Raw genomic sequence first — 20699 nt, 5'->3', positions numbered from 1 at the left:
CGGAGACAGCATGGCCAAGGAAATCGAACGGAAGTTTCTTGTTGCAGGCGGTGAATGGCGCGATGAGGTAACGCATAGCATGGCTTTCCGGCAGGCCTATGTCGCCTCCATGGAAAATCGTTCGGTCAGGGTGAGGATCGTCGACGGGCGTGACGCGACACTCACCATCAAGATCGGCGCAAGCGCGCTCGTCCGTGACGAATATGAATATCCCATCCCGCTGGAAGATGCCGAGGAACTGATGGCCAGCGCGCCCGGCGTGGTGATCGAGAAGACGCGGCACACGGTTGATCACGGCGGCTTCACCTGGGAGATCGATGTTTTCGAAGGCCGATATAAGGGGCTTATCGTGGCGGAAGTGGAGATGGATGACGAAAATGCCGATCCGGATCTTCCTCCCTGGCTCGGCAGGGAGGTAACGGGCGACAGGCGCTTTTCCAACCAGTCCCTCGCCACGGACGACCAGAGCGGAGACCTGTCGGATGCCTTTCAGAATTGATCCGAAAAAGCCCTTTGACGATGAAATCCGCCGCGCCGGCCTGGAATTGATCGAAGACACAGTCACCATCCTGCATAACCGTCCGTCCGGCCCGCACGAGGCCGTGCACGATGCGCGCAAGCGCTTCAAGCGGCTGCGGGCCCTCTACCGCCTCATCCGAAAGGCGGCGCCGGATTTCAGCCGAGAGGAAAATGCCCGCTTCCGGGATATTGCCCGTTCGCTCGCCTTCGCCCGTGATGCGACGGCATTGGTGGAAACGGCGGAATATCTGGAGGCTTTCGCGCTCTCCGATACACAGGGTGAGGCGCTGCGGTCCATCACGGCGATGCTGCGCGCTCGTCGGGATCATGCGGTGGAATACGAGGCCGCTCTGGACGAGGCGATTTCTGCGGCCATCACCGGCTGCGAGGCGGGACGTGAACGGCTGAAGACGCTATCGCTGCCGGATGAGCTCAAGGACAGCGCCCGGCTACTGAGGACAAGCTGGGCGCGGCAGAGGAAACGGGCGCGACGGGCGCTGGCCGATTGCCACGAGCGGGCCGATGTCGAGCATTTCCATGAGTTGCGCAAGGCCGGCCAGACCTACTGGATGCATCTTGGTCTGATGAGGCGTATCTGGCCATCCGCCATGCGCGCCAAGCGCGCCGATACCAAGCGACTGGTCGACATTCTCGGCCACGAACACGATCTCTCGGTTCTGGCCGCCGTGGCCGACCGCGAGCCCGACCGCTTTGGCAACGGCGAACGGCTGGCGCTGCTGCTCGACGCCATCATCGAAAGGCAGCAGGCGCTGCGTGCCGAAGGCCTTGAACTGGCAGATGAGGTCTTTTCCGAATCTGCCCGCACGGAAAGCCGCATCGTCGGCCTGCTGTGGCGGCAGGCGGCGAAGTAGGCCAAACGCCACTTTCGGCGCTCGCTCACCTCCGTCATTCCGGCCTTGAGCCGGAATCCAGCCAGCCCAAGTCCTTGGGCTGAAAAGACTTGTCCCGCCGCGCAGACGCGCGTTGGCTGGATTCCGGCTCAAGGCCGGAATGACGGAGGCGGCATTGCGACATCCCGTTGCCTGCACACGGCAGCAGGAATGACAGGAAGCCCACAAATCCTCCCGATTGACGATTTTCAAAATACCCGAACCCACCGATAAATATTGCTTTGCGGCCGCCGTCGCTGTATTTCACCGGCCATGACCGACACGACCATTCTCCCCCGCCCGGAAGTCTCTGGCGATTTCCTTGTGGCCGCGCTTTATCATTTCGCCCGCCTGCCGCGGTTCGAGAGCCTGCGTGAGCCATTGTTCGAGCTCTGCCAGAAGAACGGCGTCAAGGGCACGCTGCTGCTGGCCGCCGAGGGCATCAACGGCACGATCGCCGGCCCGGATGCGGGCGTTCACGCCGTGCTTTCCTTCCTGCGCGCCCAGCCGGAATTTTCGGCATTGGAGCACAAGGAAAGCCGCGCCTCGCACATGCCTTTCGTGCGGCTGAAGGTGAAGCTCAAGAAAGAGATCGTCACGATGGGCGTGCCTGATATCGATCCGAACCGGATCGTCGGCACCTATGTCGACCCGCGCGATTGGAACGAATTGATCTCCGACCCGGACACGATCGTCATCGATACCCGCAACGATTACGAAACCGCCATCGGCGTCTTCAAGGGTGCAGTCGATCCGAAGACGAAAACCTTCCGCGAGTTTCCGGACTGGGTGAAGAACAATCCCGGCCTGCACAACAAGCCGAAGATCGCCATGTATTGCACCGGCGGCATCCGCTGCGAAAAGGCCACGGCCTTCATGAAGGAGCAGGGCTTCGACGAGGTCTATCACCTCAAGGGCGGCATCCTGAAATATCTGGAAGAAGTGCCGGAAGAAGAAAGCCTGTGGGAGGGCGCCTGCTTCGTTTTCGACGAGCGTGTGTCGGTGGTGCATGGCCTGGCCGAAGGCGACCACCAGCTGTGCCACGCCTGCCGCAACCCGATCACCCCGGAAGTGCGCCTGTCACCCAAGTTCGAGGAAGGCGTCTCCTGCCCGAGCTGCTACGATGAGCGCAGCGAAGAAGACCGCCAGCGCTTCCGCGACCGGCAACAGCAGATCGACCTGGCAAAGAAGCGCGGCGAGCGGCATCTGGGGCGGTAAGCCCAGGTAGCTATAGGACTGTATCTAAATTTGGATAGAGCGGCGCCGCGTGTTTCTTCTCCCCGCCGGGGAGAAGAAACGAGAAGCGACACGTCGAGAACCTCACGCCCCCGCCCGCAGCGCAAAGAGCGGCGCATCCTGTCCGTCCAGCATGGCGGTGATCTCTTCCGCCGCGACCGGTTTTGAGAACAGGTAACCCTGCAATTCGTCGCAGCCGCACAGATGCAGTATGGCCGCCTGCTCTTCCGTTTCCACGCCTTCGGCCGTGACCGGAATGTCGAGTGATTTCGCCAGCGCCACGGTCGCCTGCAGCATTTCCAGCGAGCGGCCTCCCTTGTCGAGCGCCATGATGAGCGAACGGTCGATCTTCATCCTGTCGAAGCCGAAGCGACGCAGATAGCCGACGCTGGCAAAGCCGGCGCCGAAATCGTCGAGCGCAATATGCAGGCCGAGCTGTTTCAGCTTGTCTATCGCCGCACTTGCCCGCTCCGGGTGCTGGATGAAATAACCTTCCGTCATTTCCAGCCGCAGCCTTTCCGGCGGCGTCTTCGTCGCATCCAGAATATCCGCGACATGGCCGGAAAAGGCCGGATTGCGGAACTGCACGGGTGAAATATTGACCGACAGTTTGATGGACGGCCATTGCTGTGCTGTCTCGCAGGCCTTGCGCAGCACCAGCAGGCCGAGCCGGTCGATGAGACCGCTCGTCTCGGCAGCGGCGATGAATATGTCGGGCGGGACGAAGCCATATCCCGGCCTCTGCCAGCGGGCCAGCGCCTCCACCCCGGTAATGCAGCGCGTGGCGGCGCTGACGACCGGCTGATAAACCACCTGTATCTCGTCGTTCAAAATGGCGGAGCGAAGATCGGCCTCGAGCTGCAGTTTTTCCTCGCGCAGCGCATCCATTTTCAATTCGTAGGACACGTAACGACCGCGGCCGTTTTCCTTGGCCTGATACATGGCCATATCCGCGCGGCGCAGCAATTCCTCACCATTGATGTCCCCCGCCCGCGAGATCGACGTGCCGATGCTGCAGCCTATACTTGCCACACGCTCGCCTATGCTGAAGGGTTCGGTGAACAGTTCCAGCAGTGACATGCAGAGCTTGCGGCCTTCCACCCACACGTCGTCGCCCTGAATGGCGATGGCGAATTCGTCGCCGCCGAGCCGCGCCAGAACCGCGCCTTCCGGCACCAGCACCCTGAGCGCCGCCGCCACGCCCTTGATGAGCCGGTCACCCGCCGCGTGGCCGTAGGAATCGTTGATTTCCTTGAAGCCGTCGAGATCGAGATAAAGCAGCTTGATATCCGTCTTGTCGTGGCTTGCCCTGGCGACCATGCGGTCCAGCCTCGCGAAGAGACCGGCGCGATTATTGAGGCCGCTCAGCCGATCGCGCAGAGCCTCTTCCCGCGCCGCCGCCTCATCCGCCTTCAGACGATCGAGCGTGGCCGAACCGATGATGAGCAGCACCAGAAAGAACGTGCCGGCGATACCGAGCGCGGTAAAGACGACCGGCCGCGCCTCATGAAAACTGACATCTCCGGGCAGGTGCGAGCGCCAGACGAGCCGTGCCAGCACCTGCCCCAGCGGATTGACGATATCCACATGGTTGGCGGCCGTTCCCTCGCCATATTGCAGCTCCAGGCCCTCGATCACGTAGTTGCGGGCGAGTTTGTGCACCGTCGCCTGGGTGAGATGACGGGCAAAAACCAGATAGCGCCGCTCCGCACCGACCGGCGGCAGCGCTCCCGATTTGAGCCGCACCAGCGCAACACCGGCAGCGGCGATACCATCCCCGGTTTTGACGAAACCCGTGACCTGCGAGGTGACGCCGGGACGCATGGACCGTACCCGTTCGATCATTTCCGGAAGGCCGGCGGCGAAATAGGTGCCGGGCACCCATTTCGCCGGCTTGCCATTCTGATAAGCCATACGGACCTTGTCATCCTCGTCGATGATAACGGCAGTATCGAAAAGATCGTTATTGGCCGTCATGTCGCCGTAATTGCTGGCCACCCAGTCGAAGCGATCAGGAGCATAGACATATTCGGCGGCATCGTCCCAGGCGGCGTAATCGTTGAGCGTCGCACCAAGCTGTTCGCGAAAAGTGACGAGAGCTCCCGCCGTCGTCTCGCGTGAACGGGCACTGTCGAGCAGATTGGCCTTTTCCCGGACCTGACTGAGAGCGGAGAGGACGAGCGCCGTAACGATGAGAAGCACCAGCGCGAAGGTGGACAGCACAACGCCGACGGCGGTTCTGCGCCCGACCGGCAAATAGTCCCCAATGTTGCGCGGCGCAATCCGCATAAAATCCCCTTCGAAAGCATCATCTTGCGAAGGAAACATTCAAAAGCCGTTAAGCCGCGCCGTAACACCGACCCAAAAAACAACGGGTACAAAACGACAGTCCGACCGGAAATCTGAAAAATCCTTTCTGAAAGAACGGAGGTTTTTCAGGAAAAGTGGATTTGCGCCCGTCCGTAAAACAAAAAACCTCCCCCGCGAACGGGAGAGGTCATCATATTCATCGTGATGGAGCGATTACCAGGACGGGATAACCGTGCCGTTATACTTCTCCAGAATGAAGGCCTTCACTTCCGGGCTGTGGTAGGATTCCACCAGCGTCTTCACCCAGGGCTTGTCCTTGTCCTGCGTGCGAACGGCGATGACGTTCGCGTAAGGGGACTTTTCGCTTTCGATGGCGATGGAGTCCTTCTTCGGGTTCAGGCCGGCTGCCGTGGCATAGTTGGTGTTGATGACCGAAGCGTCGGTATCGTCAAGCGAGCGCGGCAGCTGTGCGGCGTCGAGTTCGACGATCTGGATGTTCTTCGGGTTTTCGGTGATGTCGGCAGGCGTCACCTTAAGGCCAGCTTCTTCCTTGACCTTGATCAGGCCCTTGGAGGCAAGAACCAGAAGGGCGCGGCCGCCATTGGTGGGATCGTTCGGAATACCGACCGTCGCGCCATCCTTCAGCTCGTCAAGGCTCTTCACCTTCTTCGAATAAACGCCCATCGGGGTGGTGATGGTGGTGCCGACGCTGACGAGATCGAACTTGCGGTCAGCGATCTGGTTGTCGAGGTACGGCTGGTGCTGGAAGGAGTTGGCCTGCAGCTCGCCGTCGTTCAGCGCCTGGTTCGGCACGACATAATCGGAGAACTCGACGATATCGATATCGAGGCCCTTGGCGGCCGCGATCTTCTTCACCTGTTCCATGATCTGCGCGTGTTCGGCGGGGGTGACGCCGATCTTGATCGTCTCGGCCAGCGCCTGACCGGCGGTGAAGAGAGCGGCGAGCGATGCCGCGAGGATGAGTTTCTTCATGGGTGTCTCCTTGGGTTGTTGTTATGAACGCAGTTAATTCTTCCGTGTACGCTTGTCGAAGCTGCGCGCCAGCCTGTCGCCGGCGCTCTGCACCAGCTGCACCAGCACGATCAGCACCAGAACCACGGCCAGCATCACGTCTGGCATGAAGCGCTGGTAACCGTAGCGGATGCCGAGATCGCCCAGCCCGCCGCCGCCAACCGCGCCCACCATGGCCGAATAACCGATGAGGCTGACCAGCGTGAGCGTGAGCGCCAGCGTGATGCCGGGCTTGGCCTCAGCCAGCAGAACCTTGGTGACGATCTGCAGCGGGGTCGCGCCCATGGCGCGGGCGGCCTCGATCAGACCCTTGTCCACTTCACGGATCGCCGCTTCCACCAGCCTGGCGATGAAAGGCACGGTCGCGACCGTCAGCGGCACGATGGCGGCGCTGGTGCCGATCGACGTGCCGGCCACGAGACGGGTGAAGGGAATGATCGCCACGACAAGAATGATGAAGGGCGTGGAGCGCGCCGCATTCACGATGAGGCCGAGGATGCGGTTGGTCATGGGCGCGGGAAACAGTTCGCCCTTGCCGCTGGTGGCGAGGAAAACGCCCATCGGCACGCCGATGATGGACCCAACGATGCCGGAAACAGCAACCATGTGAAGGGTTTGCAACAGCCCTTTCAGCAGAAGGCTGAAGATCATATCAGGCGACATAACCGAGCACCTCCGTGTGAAGACCGGTTTCAGCATAAAAGCGATCGGCGCGCGCCGTAACCTCAGCCGAGGCCGGATAGGAGACGACAAGCGAACCGAAGGGCTCCCCGGAAATTTCCTCGATGGTGCCGGCGAGGATGTTCACATCGGGGCCGATTTCGGCGACGAGACGGGCCGTCAGCGGCTGGAAGGCCGTTTCGCCGAAGAACACCAGACGCACCAGAACACGATCGCCTTCCGCTGCCTGCGGCTTGAGACCAGAGGTAACCCAGTGCGGCAGCTTCACGCCGACAGAGGAGGACAGCAGGCTGCGGGTGGTCTCGTGTTTCGGCGCCGTGAAGATATCGAAGGTGGTGCCTTGCTCAACGATCAGTCCCCTGTCGATGACGGCCACCTGCGACGCGATGGTCTTTACCACTTCCATCTCATGGGTGATGAGCAGCACGGTCAGACCGAGTTCGGCATTGATGCGCTTCAGCAGTTCGAGAATGGATTGTGTCGTTTCCGGGTCGAGCGCAGACGTTGCTTCGTCGGAAAGGAGCAGCTTCGGCTGGGTGGCGAGCGCCCGGGCAATGCCGACACGCTGCTTCTGGCCACCGGAAAGTTCCGCCGGATACCGTTTTGCCTTATCGGACAGGCCAACAAGATCGAGCAGCGGCGCAACCCGGGTCTCGATATCCTTCTTGCCCATGCCTGATATTTCGAGCGGCAGCGCCACATTATCGAAGGCGGTGCGCGAGGACAGGAGATTGAAGTGCTGGAAGATCATGCCGACGGAACGACGCAGCGTGCGCAGGCTCTTTTCATCGAGCGCCGCAACATCGACGCCATCGACGATCACACGACCGGTCGAAGGCTTTTCAAGGCCGTTGGCGAGGCGGATGAGCGTGGACTTGCCAGCACCGGAGCGACCGATGATGCCGGTGATGGAGCCTTTCGGCACGGCGTAATCGATACCGGCTAGGGCTGCGAAGCCGGGCTTGCCGCCCGTGCCGCCAAAGGTCTTGGTCACGCCTTCGAACGTGACCATCGGCTCCTTTGCCGCCCCTTCAGGGACCGCCTGTTCTTGGCGCGCGGGCGAGGCCGCACTGGATGGAAAACTCATTGTGAACTCTGGGAATGCGTGACGGATCGGGTCTCAAAAAATCCTGTTGCGGTGCTGAACCGCTCTCTTCATGCAGCCTTCGGGCACATTCGATGACAGCTGATTTTCCGGGTCATTTCGTCAGGCTTTCACTCAGAAATGCCGGGGATCGGCAATTCGATGGCGCATACTTGCCCGCACACGCCACCTTTTAACAGGGATGTTTTTTCAATTATCTGAAAAGAGAGGAAAAATCTACCGCAAAGCCGCGTGTGCAGCCCTGCGGCAGTCAAGATTTTGCGAGTACCTTGAATCAGACGCGGCTGACGAATTCTTCAGCGGGGCGGCGCACCTTCTTCAGGTTCACCAGCCAGTCGCCTTCCGGCTGGCGATAACCGAGCGGCAGGATGGTGACGGAGCGCAGGCCCTTCTCACGCAGGCCAAGGATTTCATCGAGCTTGGCAGGATCGAAACCTTCCATCGGAGTGGAATCCACACCCTCAAAGGCGGCCTGCGCCACAGCCATGCCGAAACCGATATAGGCCTGACGGGCGGCGTGCTCGAAATTCACCTGCTGATCGCGCTGCGGATAGGTGTTAAGCAGCATCTGGCGATAGGCTTCCCAGCCTTCATTCTTGATGCCGCGCTCTTCATTGACCAGATCGAACATATGGTTGATCCGCTCTTCGGTGTAATTATCCCACGCCGCAAAGACCAGCAGATGCGAGCCTTCGGTCACCTGCGCCTGGTTCCAGGCGATCTCGCGGATCTTGGCGCGCACTTCCGGATCGGTGACGACGATGACTTCAAAGGGCTGGAGACCGCTGGAGGTGGGCGCCAGCCGCGCTGCCTCGACAATGCGCTCAACCTTGTCTTCGGACACCGTCTTGGAAGGGTCCATTTTCTTGGTGGCATAACGCCAGTTAAGTTTTTCGATAAGCATGTTCGTTTTCCCTGGGAGGACCAGCCCGCCCTGCCCCTTGACGGCAGGGTGGGCGCTACGCTTCGTAGCCCGTCTCACATAGGAGCCGGGACGGCAGGCGCAAGCAGGCACCGTGGGGTAACCGACAAAAAAGTTTGGAAAACTGATAATAAGGGGAGAGAACTTTCTGGCCTGCCCTCGTAGGGGCGGCGTCGGGTGGGAAGGAAAGTCAGGCCAATTGTACCGACGTCATCCTCGGGCTTGTCCCGAGGATCTGCCAACGTATTGATTTTATTCGACGTTGTTAGATCCTCGGCACAAGGCCGAGGATGACGTTGGAGAGGCCTCACCCCTTGGCAACCCCATGGTTCCCCTTCGGGAAACCCGAAGCCAGCGCGCTGTACCACTTGCCGCTATTCTTCACCGTCCGCACCTGGGTCTCATAATCCACATGCACGAGCCCGAAACGCATGCGGTAACCCTCGGCCCATTCGAAATTATCCATCAGGCTCCAGGCGAAATAACCGCGCATCGGGTAACCGTCGCGGATGAGATCGGCGACGATGCCGAGGTGTTCGGCGTAATAATCGAGACGCGGCTGGTCATTCACCTCGCCGTTTTCGACGCCCATATTATAGCAGGCGCCGTTTTCGGTGATGTAGCACTCCGGCAGATCGTAACGCCTGTAGAGCGTCTCAACCAACGACTTCAGCGCCGGAGCGTAAACCTCCCAGCCGATATCGGTCTTCACATCGCTGACCGCCGGTGCGGGCATAGTCGCGGGGAATTCCGCGCCCGGTGTCGCGTCGTCGGCAACGCGCATCGGCGTGTAATAATTCAGGCCCCACCAGTCGAGCTTCTGGCTGATGATGCCGAGGTCTTCCGCCTCCACGACGGGCATACGATCACCCAGCGCCTCCATCATCTCGGCGGGATATTCGCCTTTGAAGACCGGGTCAAAGAACGCGCCATTGTGGAACTGGAAGGCCCGCTCGGCCGCCTTCAGATCAGCCTCGCCATCGGAAGCGGGAATGACGGAATGGGCGTTCAATACCAGCCCCACCGGCACTTTCGGCGCGACGTGGCGGGAAGCTTCCACGCCGAAACCGTGGGCGAGGTTGATATGGTGCATGGCGGCAAGCGCGGCCTCCATGTTGCGCTCGCCCGGCGCGTGGACGCCGTAGAGATGGCTGAGCCACACCGCGCACCATGGTTCGTTGAAGGTCGCCACCGCATCCAGCCGGTCGCCGAGGCGGGCCATGACGGTCTTGGCGTAACGCTGGAAGGCATGTGCCGTGGAGCGGGAAGACCAGCCGCCATCCCCCATCAGGGTCAGCGGCAGATCCCAATGGTACAGCGTCGCATAGGTCTTGATCCCGCGTGCCTTGCAGCCATCAACGAGACGGTCGTAGAAATCCAGACCCTTCTCGTTGATCGGCCCGAAACCATCGGGAATGATGCGCGGCCAGGCGATCGAGAAACGATAGGCCTCCACCCCCATCTCCTTGATGAGATCGAGGTCTTCCTCCCAGCGATTGTAATGATCGCAGGCGATATCGCCATTGTGACGCCCGAAGACATGGCCCGGCATATTGCAGAAGGCATCCCAGATGGAGGGCTTGCGGCCATCCGCCTTGGTGGAACCTTCGATCTGGAACGAGGCAGTTGCGACGCCAAACAGGAAATCGCCGGGGAAACGGGCTGCGAGCGTTTTGGGATCGGTCATCGGAGAGTCCATCGGATGTGAAAAGATCAGCAGCGGTTTAGACCATGTCGCCTGCGAGGTACAGTCGGGCTCGGCGGAATCTACAACGTTTCAGGATGCGCGGTGAACAGACCCAAAGCGCTTTGCATGCGCAAACGTCGCCGCGGCGCTCGGCCGGCGGCGTGGAAGGCAGGCCCGGTGAATGCGGGTGGAACAGGTATTGGTGGAAATATTTGCATGCACCGGGCCGCATTATAGAGACCATGATCATGGCCTCTCGCTTACAGCCTTTTCACGACATCTATCCGATCAGCCCTTCCCGCCTCTGGCCGTGCGGGACGCCTCTCCGAAACACGGTCTACCAGAACCATGCTTGTCGATGCCGGCAACCGGTTCGCAAAAGGCGCCGCGCGTATCGCCCTTCCGTTCCGGTTGCGGGAGGAATGATGCAGCCAACGGAGGCAATGGGGATGGGAGAGGAAGAATTTTTTCGGAAGTGACTGAAAAGGATGGAGGGGTGGCGCAGAGTTGTCCGCTTCTTCTGGAGCAGAACTGAGAGCGGGGCCCCTTATCCAGCCCTTTGGGCTCCTCCGGCGGAGAGAAGAAATGTGCCGAGCCCGCCGCGTTTGGCAAGGAGCGTGAAGCTTGTTCTTCTCCCCGCCGGGGCGAAGTGCCGGAGCGCAGCGAGGCGATGAGGGGGCAACGTTGCCGTCACCCCCTCCATCACGTCAAACGTAACGATTGACCACGTTTTCGAGATATTCCTGGCGGCCAGACTTCGGCTCGGGGTTGATATCCTCGCGCTCGACCAATGCCGCGATCTCGTCGAGCTTCAGCTCGCCGCGCAGCATCTTCTGGGCTTCCGGCGAATCCCACTTGGCGTAGCGCTCCTTGAGCGGCTTCGAAAGCGCACCGTCCTCGATCATCTTCGCCGCCGCCTTGAGGCCACGGGCGCAGCAATCCATGCCACCGATATGGCCGATCAGCAGGTCCTGCGGATCGAGCGACTGGCGACGCAGCTTGGAATCGAAGTTGGTACCGCCATTCTTGAAGCCGCCGCCGGCGAGAACATGGTAATAGGCGAGCGCCATTTCCGGCACGTTGTTGGGGAACTGGTCCGTATCCCAGCCGGACTGGTAATCGTTGCGGTTCATGTCGATGGAGCCGAAAATGCCGAAGGCGTTGGCCATGGCAAGCTCGTGCTCGAAAGAGTGGCCGGCGAGGATGGCGTGGCCCTGCTCGATATTGACCTTCACTTCCTTGTCGAGACCGTTCTTCTGCAGGAAGGCATAAACGGTGGCGACGTCATAGTCGTACTGATGCTTGGTCGGCTCCTGCGGCTTCGGCTCGATAAGGATCGTGCCTTCAAAGCCGATCTTGTATTTGTATTCCACCACCAGATTGAGGAAGCGGCCGAGCTGGTCGAGCTCGCGCGACAGATCGGTGTTGAGCAGGGTTTCGTAGCCTTCGCGGCCGCCCCACAGAACGTAGTTCGCGCCGCCGAGCTTCTTGGTGGCGTCCATGCAGGTCTTCACCGTTGCGGCGGAGAAAGCGAAGACGTCAGGATCGGGATTGGTCGCGGCACCGGACATGAAGCGGCGGTTGGAGAAGAGGTTGGCCGTGCCCCACAGCAGCTTCACGCCTGTATCGGCCTGCTTCTGCGCGAAATAATCGACGATCTCGTTGAGGTTTTTCGTGTTTTCGGCGAAGTTCTTGCCTTCCGGGCGCACGTCGGCATCGTGGAAGCAGTAGAACGGCGAACCGAGCAGCGAGAAGAATTCGAACGCCACGTCGGCCTTCAGTTTCGCGGCCTGCATGCTGTCTTCAAACCATGGACGCTCGAACGTCTGGCCGCCAAAGGGGTCACCGCCCGGCCAGGTAAAGGTGTGCCAGTAGGCCACCGCAAAACGCAGATGGTCTTCCATGCGCTTGCCCGCGACGATTTCATCAGGGTTGTAGTGGCGGAAGGCCAGCGGATTGGTGCTGTCGGGGCCTTCATATTTGATCTTGGCGATATCGCCGAAGAAGCCTGTGCTCATTGGGTGGTTCCTCCTTGGTGGGTCTAGATGGTGTTCTGAAATTTCAGGGATGGCGTTTGCCGCTCACCCCCCTCTGTCCTGCCGGACATCTCCCCCTCAAGGGGGGAGATCGACTCGTGGTTAGGTGTCCACCTCTTGCGAGGCTGAAGATGAAGCGAAGTGTCCGCCGCTTGCCGATCTCCCCCCTTGAGGGGGAGATGCCCGGCAGGGCAGAGGGGGGTGAAGCCGCACCCTCAACACCTCAATGCGATAGCGCCCGAATGGCGGGATAAACCGCGTGATACCGCCGGTAAGCCTCCTCATAGGCACCGGCCAGATCAGCCACCGGCTCAATCGTCCGCGCCGTCTCCGGCTGGGAGCACACCGCCACCGGATCAGCCCCGGTTGCGGCAATCAGGCCGAGACGCGCGGCACCGAAGGCCGCACCGAAATCGCCCTCGGCGGGAATATCGACGGGCACACCAAGCGACGTAGCAATCGACGCCAGCCAATAGGCCGAACGCGAGCCGCCGCCGATGGCGGTGACACGAGAGATCGAGGTGCCGGCGGATTTCAGGGCTTCGAGATTGTCCCTGATCGCGAAGGTCACGCCCTCAAGCACGGCCTGCGTCAGCGCCTTGCGGTCGCTCTCATGCGAAAGGCCGATGAAGGAGCCGCGGATGGCAGCATCATTGTGCGGTGTACGCTCGCCGGAAAGGTAGGGCGCGAAAGTCACGCCAGTCGGCGCAAGCAGCGTGTCGCCGAGTTCGCCGGTCAGATCGGCGGCGGATTGGCCTGTCAGCCGCGAATACCAGTTCAGCGCATCCGTGGCGGAGAGAATGACGCCCATCTGGTGCCAGGTATTGGGCAACGCGTGGCAGAAAGCATGAACTGCGCTTTCCGGCTTCGGCAGATAAGAGGCATTGGCGGCGAAGAGCACACCAGAGGTTCCGAGCGACACGAAGGCATGACCTTCCTTCACAGTGCCCATGCCACAGGCCGAGGCGGCATTGTCGCCCGCTCCGCCGGCAACCACGGCCCGGCCGGAAATGCCCCATTCGGAGGCAAGCTCGGCGCGCAGAACGCCCGCCTCATCCGTGCCTTCCACCAGAGACGGCATGTGTTTTTCATCGAGCCCGGTGGCGGCGAGAAGTTCGGATGACCATCTGCGCGCGCCGGTATCGAGCCAGGAGGTGCCGGCGGAGTCGGACATTTCCGAGATATACTCACCGGTCAGCCACAGCCGCAGATAATCCTTCGGCAGCAATACCTTGGCGACTTTTGCGAAGACTTCAGGTTCGTTCTTTGCCACCCAGGCGAGCTTCGGCGCGGTGAAGCCGGGGAAGACGATATTGCCGGTTATCTTGCGGAAGCGCGGATCAACGTCGAGTGCGGCTGCTTCGGCATGGGAGCGGGTGTCATTCCAGAGAATGCAGGGGCGCAGCACCTTGCCATCGGCATCGACAAGTGTGGCGCCGTGCATCTGGCCGGAAAGGCCGATGCCCTTCACCGCGGCAAGCTCTTTCGGAAATTTCTGCTTCAGGCCGGCAACTGCGGTTTTCGTCGCGGCGATCCAGTCCGCCGGGTCCTGTTCCGACCAGCCATGATGCGGGCGCGAGACATCCAGCGAGCCGTTGGCCGAGCCGATGATTTTCTGATCGCCGTCCATCAGCAGGGCTTTGACGCCTGAAGTGCCAAGATCGAGACCGAGATACATGTATTTCTCCATTCCGGCGCGCCATGCGCCAAAGTTCATGCGGTTTTTTAAAGCCGCCGCCAGAGGGAAAACCGGCGGCCACTTTTCCTTCGGAAAAGTTTCTTCAGGGAAGATTGTCCCTGAGGAAGATATCGATACGAATACGCTCCTGCGCGGCGATGACGGGCAGGCCATCGGCGCGCGCCTTCAGGACGCGGATGGCGCTGCGCACCTCGTGACCCGCGTCCTGGTTGAGCACGGCATCCAGCAGCCCTTGCCGTAGCGCATTGGCGGTGGTTTCGGTGAGCTCATGGGCGATGACCGAAAGCGGTCTTTCGTCATCTACCGCTCCAAGCGCGCGGATGAGACCTCGATTACCGGCACCGAGACTGTAAATGCCGGCGAGGGTTGCATTGCCGAGCGCCCCGCGCACCAGCGCCTCGACGGTCAGCGGATCGTCCCTGCCCTCCAGCACCGGCAGCAGCCGCGCCTGGGGAAACTCTGCCTCGATGACGGCGCGAAACCCTTCCAGACGCTCGCGATGGTCGCGCACCAGCATGGAGCCGGCCACAACGGCGACATCGCCGCTACGTCCGGAAAGAAAACGTCCCATCAGGCTCGCCGCCGTGCGGCCGGCGGCGACGTTGTCCACACCTGCATAATGATCACGCCTCGAACCCGAGAGGTCCGACACCAGCGTCACCGTGGCGATGCCGTCTTCCGCCAGCCGGTCGGCGGCCTCCGCCACATCCTCGGAATCGGTGGCGACGAAGGCCACCCCGGATGGTTTTTCCCGGCGCGCAACTTCCAGAGCCTCGGTCAGAGCCGCAGCATTAAACGGCGGCACCTCGATGACGCGGATCGCCGTCCGCTCCAGATGCGAGCGGCTGGCCGCAGCCCGTACCTCGGCGCGCAGCGTCGCCATGAAGGAATTGTCGTTGCCGGGCAGGATGAAGATCATCGAGTAATTGCGCCCCTTGGCCAGATTGGCGGCGGCGATGTCACGCACGTAACCCAGTTCGGCAATGGCCGCTTCCACCCGCGCCCGCGTTGCGGCATGCACGCCGGGACGCATGTTTAGCACCCGGTCTATGGTGGCGAGGCTGACGCCCGCCCGCTCGGCGATATCGTGAACTGTCGGCTTCATGGCTCCTCCCGCCTCCTGCATATCCAGCTTTGCGGCCGCCGTAAATCGAAAAATGATGTACGTACCTCATATTTCGATGAAAGACGGCGATCCGTCGGTGTTCTTTCGCCCGCGTTGCCGCGTGTTTCTTCTCCCCGAGGGGGAGAAGGTGGTCCGAAGGGTCGGATGAGGGGAAACGTCAGCGGTAGACCGAGTGCTTGCCCCCTCATCCCGCTGCCGCGGACTTCTCCCCGGCGGGGAGAAGAAAATTGCCGCCCACGCTCGCTCCATATCCAAAACAAAAAAGGGGCCGTCATTTCCGACGGCCCCAGCTCTGCGGTGGATGGGAGGGGATTGTTATCAGTGCGCCGCGTCTGGTGGCGGCGCTGCCTTGGGTTTCTGGATCAGGATCGTCATGAAGATCAGGCTGGAAAACAGCAGCGTCAGCGCGAAGAACACATCGGCGAAGGCTAGAATCCATGCCTGCTGCGAGACCATGCCAACCATTTTCTTGACCGCGACGGATGCGCCGTCCAGCCCGTAGGAATCATAGTTGGCGCCGACACTGTTCAGCCATTCCAGCGCCTTGGGGTTGGAATAGCTGATATGTTCGGCCAGACGCACATAATGGTCGTCCGTGCGCTGCGACAGCATTGTGTTGATGACGGCAAGACCAACGGCGCCGCCGAGGTTACGCGTGAGGTTGAACAGGCCGGAGGCGTTGCGGATGCGGGCGGGCGGCAGGGTGCCGAGCGCGATGTTGTTGATCGGCACCATGCACATCATCAGGCCGAAACCGCGCAGGATCTGCGGGATCAGCAGCTCGTAGAAATCCCAGTCGGTCGTCACATGCGTCATGATCCAGGTGCCGCAGCCGAAGCTGATGAAGCCGATGGCCATCATCGCCCGCGGATCGAGCTTGGTGGAGACCTTGCCGGCAATCGGCGCGGTGAAGAACATCGCAAGGCCGGACACGAACATGGTCTCGCCAATCATCAGCGCGTCATATCCCCTCACCCGGCCGAGATAGAGCGGGTAGAGATAGGTCAACCCGTAAAGCCCGATGCCCATGACGAAGGAGAACAGCGAGCCGATGGAGAAGTTGCGGTCCGCAAAGGCGCGGATATCAACCACGGGGAACTCCACCTTGAAGGCGCGCCAGAAAAAGACGACCGCGCCGATAACCATGGCGACCGTTCCCATGACGATGTGCTCGTCGTTGAACCAGTCCTTGTTGTTACCCTCTTCCAGCACATATTCCAGCGAGCCGAGGAAGACGGCCATGGAGATCAGCCCCCACCAGTCGAACTTCTTCCACAGTGACTTTTCCGGCTTGTCGAAATCGATCAGGCTCCATGTCAGGATGGTGACGATGATGCCGGGGATGATGTTGACGAGAAACAGCCAGTGCCAGGAAAAGGCGTTGGAAAGATAACCGCCGACCGTCGGGCCGATGGTGGGCGCGAGCGTGGCGACGAGACCGATGATCGGTGAGACGACCGAGCGTTTGGACGGCGGGAAGATGGTGAAGGCGGCCGCAAAGACCGACGGGATCATGCCGCCGCCGATAAAGCCCTGGATCGCGCGGTAAACGATCATCTGGTCGATATTGGTGGCAGTGGCGCAGAGCGCGCTCGAGATGGTGAAGCCCGCAGCACAGGTGGCGAAGAGCACGCGCGTGGAGAGGATGCGCGCCAGCGTGCCCGACAGCGGGATCATAATGACTTCCGCGATCAGATAGGACGTCTGCACCCAGGCGATCTCATCCGAGCCGGCGCCGAGGCCGGCCTGGATTTCCGCAAGCGAGGCGGACACGATCTGAATGTCGAGAATGGACATGAACATGCCGAAGACCATCGCGAAGAATGCGATGAGCCTGCGCCTGTCCATCGGAGGATCGGCGGGGATGGACGCCCCGCCCGTACCGACAACCGTAGCCGCCATGATCTTGCCCTCAACGGCGCGTCAAAGACGCGCCTTACTTGGCCTGCGGATTAGCTTGCGCCGTTCTGGTGGTTTCCGGCGCCGTGCGGGTATCGACATCGACAACAACGCTGAGGCCCGCGCGCAGATTATGCTTTTCGAGGTCTTCCTTGGAGAAGACGATCCGAACCGGCACGCGCTGGATGACCTTGGTGAAATTGCCCGTCGCATTTTCCGGCGGCAGCATCGAGAAGACCGAGCCGGAACCCGGCGAGATCGACTGGACCGTGCCTTCGATCGTCGCGTCGTCAAAGGCGTCGACATGCACGCGCACCTTCGAACCGGGTACGACGCGGGCGAGCTGCGTTTCCTTGAAATTGGCGTCGATATAAAGCTCGTTCATCGGCACAAGCGAAGCCAGACGCTTGCCGACAGACACCAGATCGCCATTCTGTACCGCGAGATTGCCGATAACGCCGTCATAAGGCGCCTTCAGAACCGTGAAGGACAGATCGCGGGCCGCCTTGTCGCGGGACAGCTGCAGCGAACGGATGGTGCTTTCCGCCTCCTGACGCTGGGCGCGCAGGAGCTCCACATTGGCCTTGGCCGAGGCGATGGCGGCATCGCCGGCGACGACATTCGCCTTGGCCTGATCGAGCGCGACCTGCGCATTATCGGACGCGGCAACCGTGCCGACATCCTTTGCCTGCAGCTGGCTTGCGCGCTTCTGGGTGATTTCCGCACCACGAAGGGCTGCATCCAGCGCGCCCTTCTGGGCAACGGCCTGCTCGAGCGCCGCTTCGCCGCCGATGATCTGCGCATCGATACGCTTCAGAGACAGTTCTTCGGTGCGGATCTGCGCTTCGGCCTGGTCAAGCGCGATACGATAATCGCCGTCGTCAAGCGTCACCAGCGGGTCGCCCGCCTTGACTTCCTGGTTCTCGACCACGTTCACCCTGGCGACGTAACCGGAAACCTTCGGCGCAATGACCGCGATGTCACCTTCGATATAGGCGTCGTCCGTCGACACCAGGAAGCGACCATCGATCCACCAGTTGTAACCGTACCAGCCAGCACCGGCCAGCAGTGCAATGGCAATGACAGGCAGAAGCTTCGAGCGCTTCTTCTGCTTTGGTGCCGGCGCTGCCTGCGGCTGCTGGGAAGGCGCCTCCGCCGGCTTTGCGGGAGAGGTCTCGGCCTTGGCGGAGATATCCGCCTCTTCCGCATCGTTGACGGCGCGAACCGCATTATTCTTCTGGGCCGACATGAGAGAGCTTACCGTGATAGATTGAAGAAAGTTTTTCGAACTGAACCGTTCGGTTCGATTGACATAATCTCTTTCCTGACACATATCAAGTGTTATCGAACCGATTGGTTCGACGTTCGGTTAATTTTTTTTACGCCGTTGTGATGCTATGAGGGCGGTAGCGATGGCAGGTGAAGACAGGGATATGGAGACGGAAACGGAAACGGGCTGTCCGGGCAATGCCGCCGGGCGTTTTGCGGCGGGCGAAGACCCGGCCAAACGCGAGCAGATTCTGGCAGGTGCCTGGCGTGTGTTCAAGCGCAAGGGCTTCGATGCGGCCAGCATGAACGACATCACGCGTGAAGCGGGCGTTTCCAAGGGCACGATCTACGTCTATTTCTCCAACAAGGAGGATCTGTTCGTTGCGCTCGTCGACCACCATCGCAACGAATTCGCCACCTCCATGCGCCATATCCTTGAGGGCACCGAGGAGGTGCGCGAGGGGCTGGAGCAGTTCGGCAAGGCCTTTGCCAACAAGATGATCTGTTCGGACATGATCCCCGCCATGCGTTCGGTGCTCGGCGTCATCGATCGCATGCCAAAACTGGCGCAGCGCTTTTTCCTGTCGGCTCCGAACAACGTGCGCACCGTGCTCCTGGATTTCATCCAACATCAGGTCGAAATCGGCCACCTGAAAGTGGACGATCCTGAACTGGCCGCCCGGCAATATATCGAGCTTTCCACCGGCACCTTCTTCAAGCTGCGGCTGTTCGGCGAACTGGAAGGCCCGGTTCCCGACGAGGAACTGGACCGGGTTATCAGCAGCGCCATCAACGTATTCATGGCGGCTTACGGAACAGACAAAGCCTGAGACCATTCAGCAAGGGACGGCCTGACCGGCATCAGGCCGGCAAGGCGATGGCGTCGGATACGCGGTTTGCGCGAAATTTCGATGAAATCTTGCCAAACACAGGAGCTATCTCCTTGTTTCTCGCGTATTGCGCTATAAATTCCACCCACCGAATATATCGGCTGGCCTTGTTGCTGAAAGGAAAACATACCTGATGGAGTCCATTCTCCCTCTTCTGTCGGACCCCGCCGCCTGGGTGGCGCTCGTCACACTGATCGTCATGGAGGTCGTGCTTGGCATCGACAACCTGATCTTCATCTCCATTCTCACCAACAAGCTGCCGCCTGAACAGCGCGAAAAAGCCCGCAAGATCGGTATAGGCCTCGCGCTCGTCATGCGCCTTGGCCTGCTTGGTACCGTCGCCTGGATTGTGCAGCTCACCACACCGGTCTTCGAAGCCTTCGGCCACCCATTCTCGTGGAAGGACATGATCCTCATCGCCGGCGGTCTCTTCCTCGTCTGGAAGGCGACCAAGGAAATTCACCACAATGTCGACCCGGAAGACCACAAGGAAGACCTGGTGGGCGGCCCTGTGGGCATGAATTTCGGCGCCGCCATCGGCCAGATCCTGCTGCTCGACCTCGTCTTCTCGGTGGACAGCATCATCACCGCCGTCGGCATGACCCCTCACCTGCCGATCATGATCGTCGCCGTCATCGTCGCCGTGACAGTCATGCTGCTGGCCGCAACGCCGCTCGCCAATTTCATCGAGCGTAACCCCACCATCGTCATGCTGGCGCTCGCGTTCCTGATGATGATCGGCACGACACTGATCGCCGAAGGCATGGGCTTCCATGTTCCCAAGGGCTACGTCTATGCCGCCATGGCGTTCTCGGCACTGGTGGAACTGCTCAACATGCTGGCGCGCAATGCAAGGCGAAAGAACAAACAGCTGCATTGAGTGATAGCTGCAACGACTGGTAGGGCCCGCAGCATGCGGGCCTTGCATAACCGGACCAAGGGGGCCGACACATGGCATCGCCCGAAGGGACGAGAACATGGCTTTCGTCATTAAAGCGGAAATCTCAGACCCCGACGCGGAAACTTTCGCATTCACCGCGCAGAAAACCATGTATGGCGGCAAGACCATCATGGCGGGCGATACTGTTTTCCTGTTTGCCAGCGAAAATGAGGGCGGGCACGGCCTCATTGCGAGCGGCGTCGTGACAGCCACCCGGGCAATTGCCCGCAGACCGGGCATCGCGCGCCAAACGCCCCGGGTCGATCTCACCATAAAGAGAACGGCAACGGCCTGGCGTCCTCTCGGCCGGGCACAGTTGCGGGATTTCCGGGACTGGGAGGACGGGCAGCCTGAGACCGAACTCAATTTCAAACTTTACCGCCAGGCGACAGACAAGATCGTCGGCATATCTGACGAGGCAACACGTTTTATCGAGGCATTTTTCGAGCAATGAAATG

General features: G+C 60.8%; 18 protein-coding genes. 6 read left to right on the top strand and 12 right to left on the bottom strand.

Annotation, left to right across the window (positions count from 1 at the left end; all coding sequences use genetic code 11):
• The first annotated feature begins 10 nt into the window (after positions 1-10).
• On the top strand, positions 11-499 hold the full coding sequence (locus tag FHW77_RS03340) for a CYTH domain-containing protein (RefSeq protein WP_004445188.1): 489 nt from the start codon (positions 11-13) through the stop codon (positions 497-499).
• A complete protein-coding gene (locus tag FHW77_RS03335; RefSeq protein ID WP_004445191.1) occupies positions 483-1391 on the top strand; it encodes a CHAD domain-containing protein in 909 nt (302 codons plus the stop codon). The genes FHW77_RS03340 and FHW77_RS03335 overlap by 17 nt, the downstream gene beginning before the upstream one ends.
• Positions 1392-1425: 34 nt before the next feature.
• Here FHW77_RS03335 and FHW77_RS03330 read toward each other — a convergent pair whose 3' ends face one another.
• The gene (locus FHW77_RS03330) at positions 1426-1677 is read right to left on the bottom strand and encodes a hypothetical protein (RefSeq protein WP_157814260.1); all 252 of its coding nucleotides are present in this window, start codon (positions 1675-1677) and stop codon (positions 1426-1428) included.
• A 5-nt stretch (positions 1678-1682) separates the two neighbouring features.
• Here FHW77_RS03330 and trhO point away from each other — a divergent pair, with 5 nt between their 5' ends.
• Positions 1683-2627, top strand: coding sequence for an oxygen-dependent tRNA uridine(34) hydroxylase TrhO (gene trhO / locus FHW77_RS03325; RefSeq protein WP_004445192.1), 945 nt, complete (start codon positions 1683-1685; stop codon positions 2625-2627).
• Between the two features lie 102 nt (positions 2628-2729).
• Here the strand turns inward: trhO and FHW77_RS03320 are convergent, their stop codons facing one another.
• From FHW77_RS03320 to FHW77_RS03270, 11 genes are all read right to left on the bottom strand, one after another.
• Positions 2730-4973: a bifunctional diguanylate cyclase/phosphodiesterase gene (locus FHW77_RS03320; RefSeq protein ID WP_034496788.1), complete on the bottom strand. Its 2244-nt coding sequence runs from the start codon at positions 4971-4973 to the stop codon at positions 2730-2732.
• Between the two features lie 195 nt (positions 4974-5168).
• Positions 5169-5948, bottom strand: a complete 780-nt coding sequence (locus FHW77_RS03315; protein ID WP_006699526.1) for a MetQ/NlpA family ABC transporter substrate-binding protein — start codon at positions 5946-5948, stop codon at positions 5169-5171.
• 33 nt (positions 5949-5981) lie between these two features.
• On the bottom strand, positions 5982-6650 hold the full coding sequence (locus tag FHW77_RS03310; protein ID WP_004445202.1) for a methionine ABC transporter permease: 669 nt from the start codon (positions 6648-6650) through the stop codon (positions 5982-5984).
• The gene (locus tag FHW77_RS03305) at positions 6640-7680 is read right to left on the bottom strand and encodes a methionine ABC transporter ATP-binding protein (RefSeq protein WP_060942288.1); all 1041 of its coding nucleotides are present in this window, start codon (positions 7678-7680) and stop codon (positions 6640-6642) included. The genes FHW77_RS03310 and FHW77_RS03305 overlap by 11 nt, the downstream gene beginning before the upstream one ends.
• A 367-nt stretch (positions 7681-8047) precedes the next feature.
• Positions 8048-8677 (bottom strand): NAD(P)H-dependent oxidoreductase, encoded by a 630-nt coding sequence (locus FHW77_RS03300; protein ID WP_004445205.1) that lies wholly within the window; start codon positions 8675-8677, stop codon positions 8048-8050.
• Between the two features lie 325 nt (positions 8678-9002).
• Positions 9003-10382: a GH1 family beta-glucosidase gene (locus tag FHW77_RS03295; RefSeq protein WP_004445207.1), complete on the bottom strand. Its 1380-nt coding sequence runs from the start codon at positions 10380-10382 to the stop codon at positions 9003-9005.
• Between the two features lie 707 nt (positions 10383-11089).
• Complete coding sequence (gene xylA / locus FHW77_RS03290; RefSeq protein WP_004445208.1) at positions 11090-12400, bottom strand: xylose isomerase; 1311 nt, start codon at positions 12398-12400, stop codon at positions 11090-11092.
• A gap of 241 nt (positions 12401-12641) precedes the next feature.
• Positions 12642-14096 (bottom strand): xylulokinase, encoded by a 1455-nt coding sequence (gene xylB / locus FHW77_RS03285; protein ID WP_004445209.1) that lies wholly within the window; start codon positions 14094-14096, stop codon positions 12642-12644.
• A 103-nt stretch (positions 14097-14199) separates the two neighbouring features.
• Positions 14200-15222, bottom strand: a complete 1023-nt coding sequence (locus tag FHW77_RS03280) for a LacI family DNA-binding transcriptional regulator (RefSeq protein WP_004445210.1) — start codon at positions 15220-15222, stop codon at positions 14200-14202.
• A 339-nt stretch (positions 15223-15561) separates the two neighbouring features.
• On the bottom strand, positions 15562-17145 hold the full coding sequence (locus tag FHW77_RS03275) for a DHA2 family efflux MFS transporter permease subunit (protein WP_004445211.1): 1584 nt from the start codon (positions 17143-17145) through the stop codon (positions 15562-15564).
• A gap of 34 nt (positions 17146-17179) precedes the next feature.
• A complete protein-coding gene (locus tag FHW77_RS03270) occupies positions 17180-18391 on the bottom strand; it encodes an HlyD family secretion protein (protein ID WP_004445212.1) in 1212 nt (403 codons plus the stop codon).
• Positions 18392-18554: 163 nt separating this feature from the next.
• Here FHW77_RS03270 and FHW77_RS03265 point away from each other — a divergent pair, with 163 nt between their 5' ends.
• The 3 genes from FHW77_RS03265 to FHW77_RS03255 all read left to right on the top strand — a co-directional run bounded on the left by FHW77_RS03265 (position 18555) and on the right by FHW77_RS03255 (position 20695).
• Positions 18555-19241 (top strand): TetR/AcrR family transcriptional regulator, encoded by a 687-nt coding sequence (locus FHW77_RS03265; protein ID WP_004445213.1) that lies wholly within the window; start codon positions 18555-18557, stop codon positions 19239-19241.
• 193 nt (positions 19242-19434) lie between these two features.
• A complete protein-coding gene (locus FHW77_RS03260; protein WP_004445214.1) occupies positions 19435-20181 on the top strand; it encodes a TerC family protein in 747 nt (248 codons plus the stop codon).
• Positions 20182-20278: 97 nt separating this feature from the next.
• Entirely contained in the window at positions 20279-20695 is a 417-nt protein-coding gene (locus FHW77_RS03255; RefSeq protein WP_004445215.1) for a hypothetical protein, read from the top strand.
• Positions 20696-20699: the final 4 nt, after the last annotated feature.

Origin of the sequence: Agrobacterium sp. RC10-4-1, from assembly GCF_014138475.1 — a bacterium.
In the GTDB taxonomy this organism is placed as follows: domain Bacteria; phylum Pseudomonadota; class Alphaproteobacteria; order Rhizobiales; family Rhizobiaceae; genus Agrobacterium; species Agrobacterium pusense.
Note: the sequence above shows the minus strand (reverse complement) of the source record. Positions and strands in the feature narration are given on the sequence as shown.

Excerpts from the sequence above, each read along its gene's own strand:
- FHW77_RS03340 (WP_004445188.1), top strand. The coding sequence starts at position 11 with ATGGCCAAGGAAATCGAACGGAAGTTTCTTGTTGCAGGCGGTGAATGG.
- FHW77_RS03335 (WP_004445191.1), top strand. The coding sequence starts at position 483 with ATGCCTTTCAGAATTGATCCGAAAAAGCCCTTTGACGATGAAATCCGC.
- FHW77_RS03320 (WP_034496788.1), bottom strand. The coding sequence starts at position 4,973 with ATGTTTCCTTCGCAAGATGATGCTTTCGAAGGGGATTTTATGCGGATT.
- FHW77_RS03265 (WP_004445213.1), top strand. The coding sequence starts at position 18,555 with ATGGCAGGTGAAGACAGGGATATGGAGACGGAAACGGAAACGGGCTGT.
- trhO (WP_004445192.1), top strand. The coding sequence starts at position 1,683 with ATGACCGACACGACCATTCTCCCCCGCCCGGAAGTCTCTGGCGATTTC.
- FHW77_RS03260 (WP_004445214.1), top strand. The coding sequence starts at position 19,435 with ATGGAGTCCATTCTCCCTCTTCTGTCGGACCCCGCCGCCTGGGTGGCG.
- FHW77_RS03305 (WP_060942288.1), bottom strand. The coding sequence starts at position 7,680 with ATGGTCACGTTCGAAGGCGTGACCAAGACCTTTGGCGGCACGGGCGGC.
- FHW77_RS03315 (WP_006699526.1), bottom strand. The coding sequence starts at position 5,948 with ATGAAGAAACTCATCCTCGCGGCATCGCTCGCCGCTCTCTTCACCGCC.
- FHW77_RS03275 (WP_004445211.1), bottom strand. The coding sequence starts at position 17,145 with ATGGCGGCTACGGTTGTCGGTACGGGCGGGGCGTCCATCCCCGCCGAT.
- FHW77_RS03310 (WP_004445202.1), bottom strand. The coding sequence starts at position 6,650 with ATGTCGCCTGATATGATCTTCAGCCTTCTGCTGAAAGGGCTGTTGCAA.
- xylB (WP_004445209.1), bottom strand. The coding sequence starts at position 14,096 with ATGTATCTCGGTCTCGATCTTGGCACTTCAGGCGTCAAAGCCCTGCTG.
- FHW77_RS03255 (WP_004445215.1), top strand. The coding sequence starts at position 20,279 with ATGGCTTTCGTCATTAAAGCGGAAATCTCAGACCCCGACGCGGAAACT.
- xylA (WP_004445208.1), bottom strand. The coding sequence starts at position 12,400 with ATGAGCACAGGCTTCTTCGGCGATATCGCCAAGATCAAATATGAAGGC.
- FHW77_RS03280 (WP_004445210.1), bottom strand. The coding sequence starts at position 15,222 with ATGAAGCCGACAGTTCACGATATCGCCGAGCGGGCGGGCGTCAGCCTC.
- FHW77_RS03300 (WP_004445205.1), bottom strand. The coding sequence starts at position 8,677 with ATGCTTATCGAAAAACTTAACTGGCGTTATGCCACCAAGAAAATGGAC.
- FHW77_RS03270 (WP_004445212.1), bottom strand. The coding sequence starts at position 18,391 with ATGTCGGCCCAGAAGAATAATGCGGTTCGCGCCGTCAACGATGCGGAA.
- FHW77_RS03295 (WP_004445207.1), bottom strand. The coding sequence starts at position 10,382 with ATGACCGATCCCAAAACGCTCGCAGCCCGTTTCCCCGGCGATTTCCTG.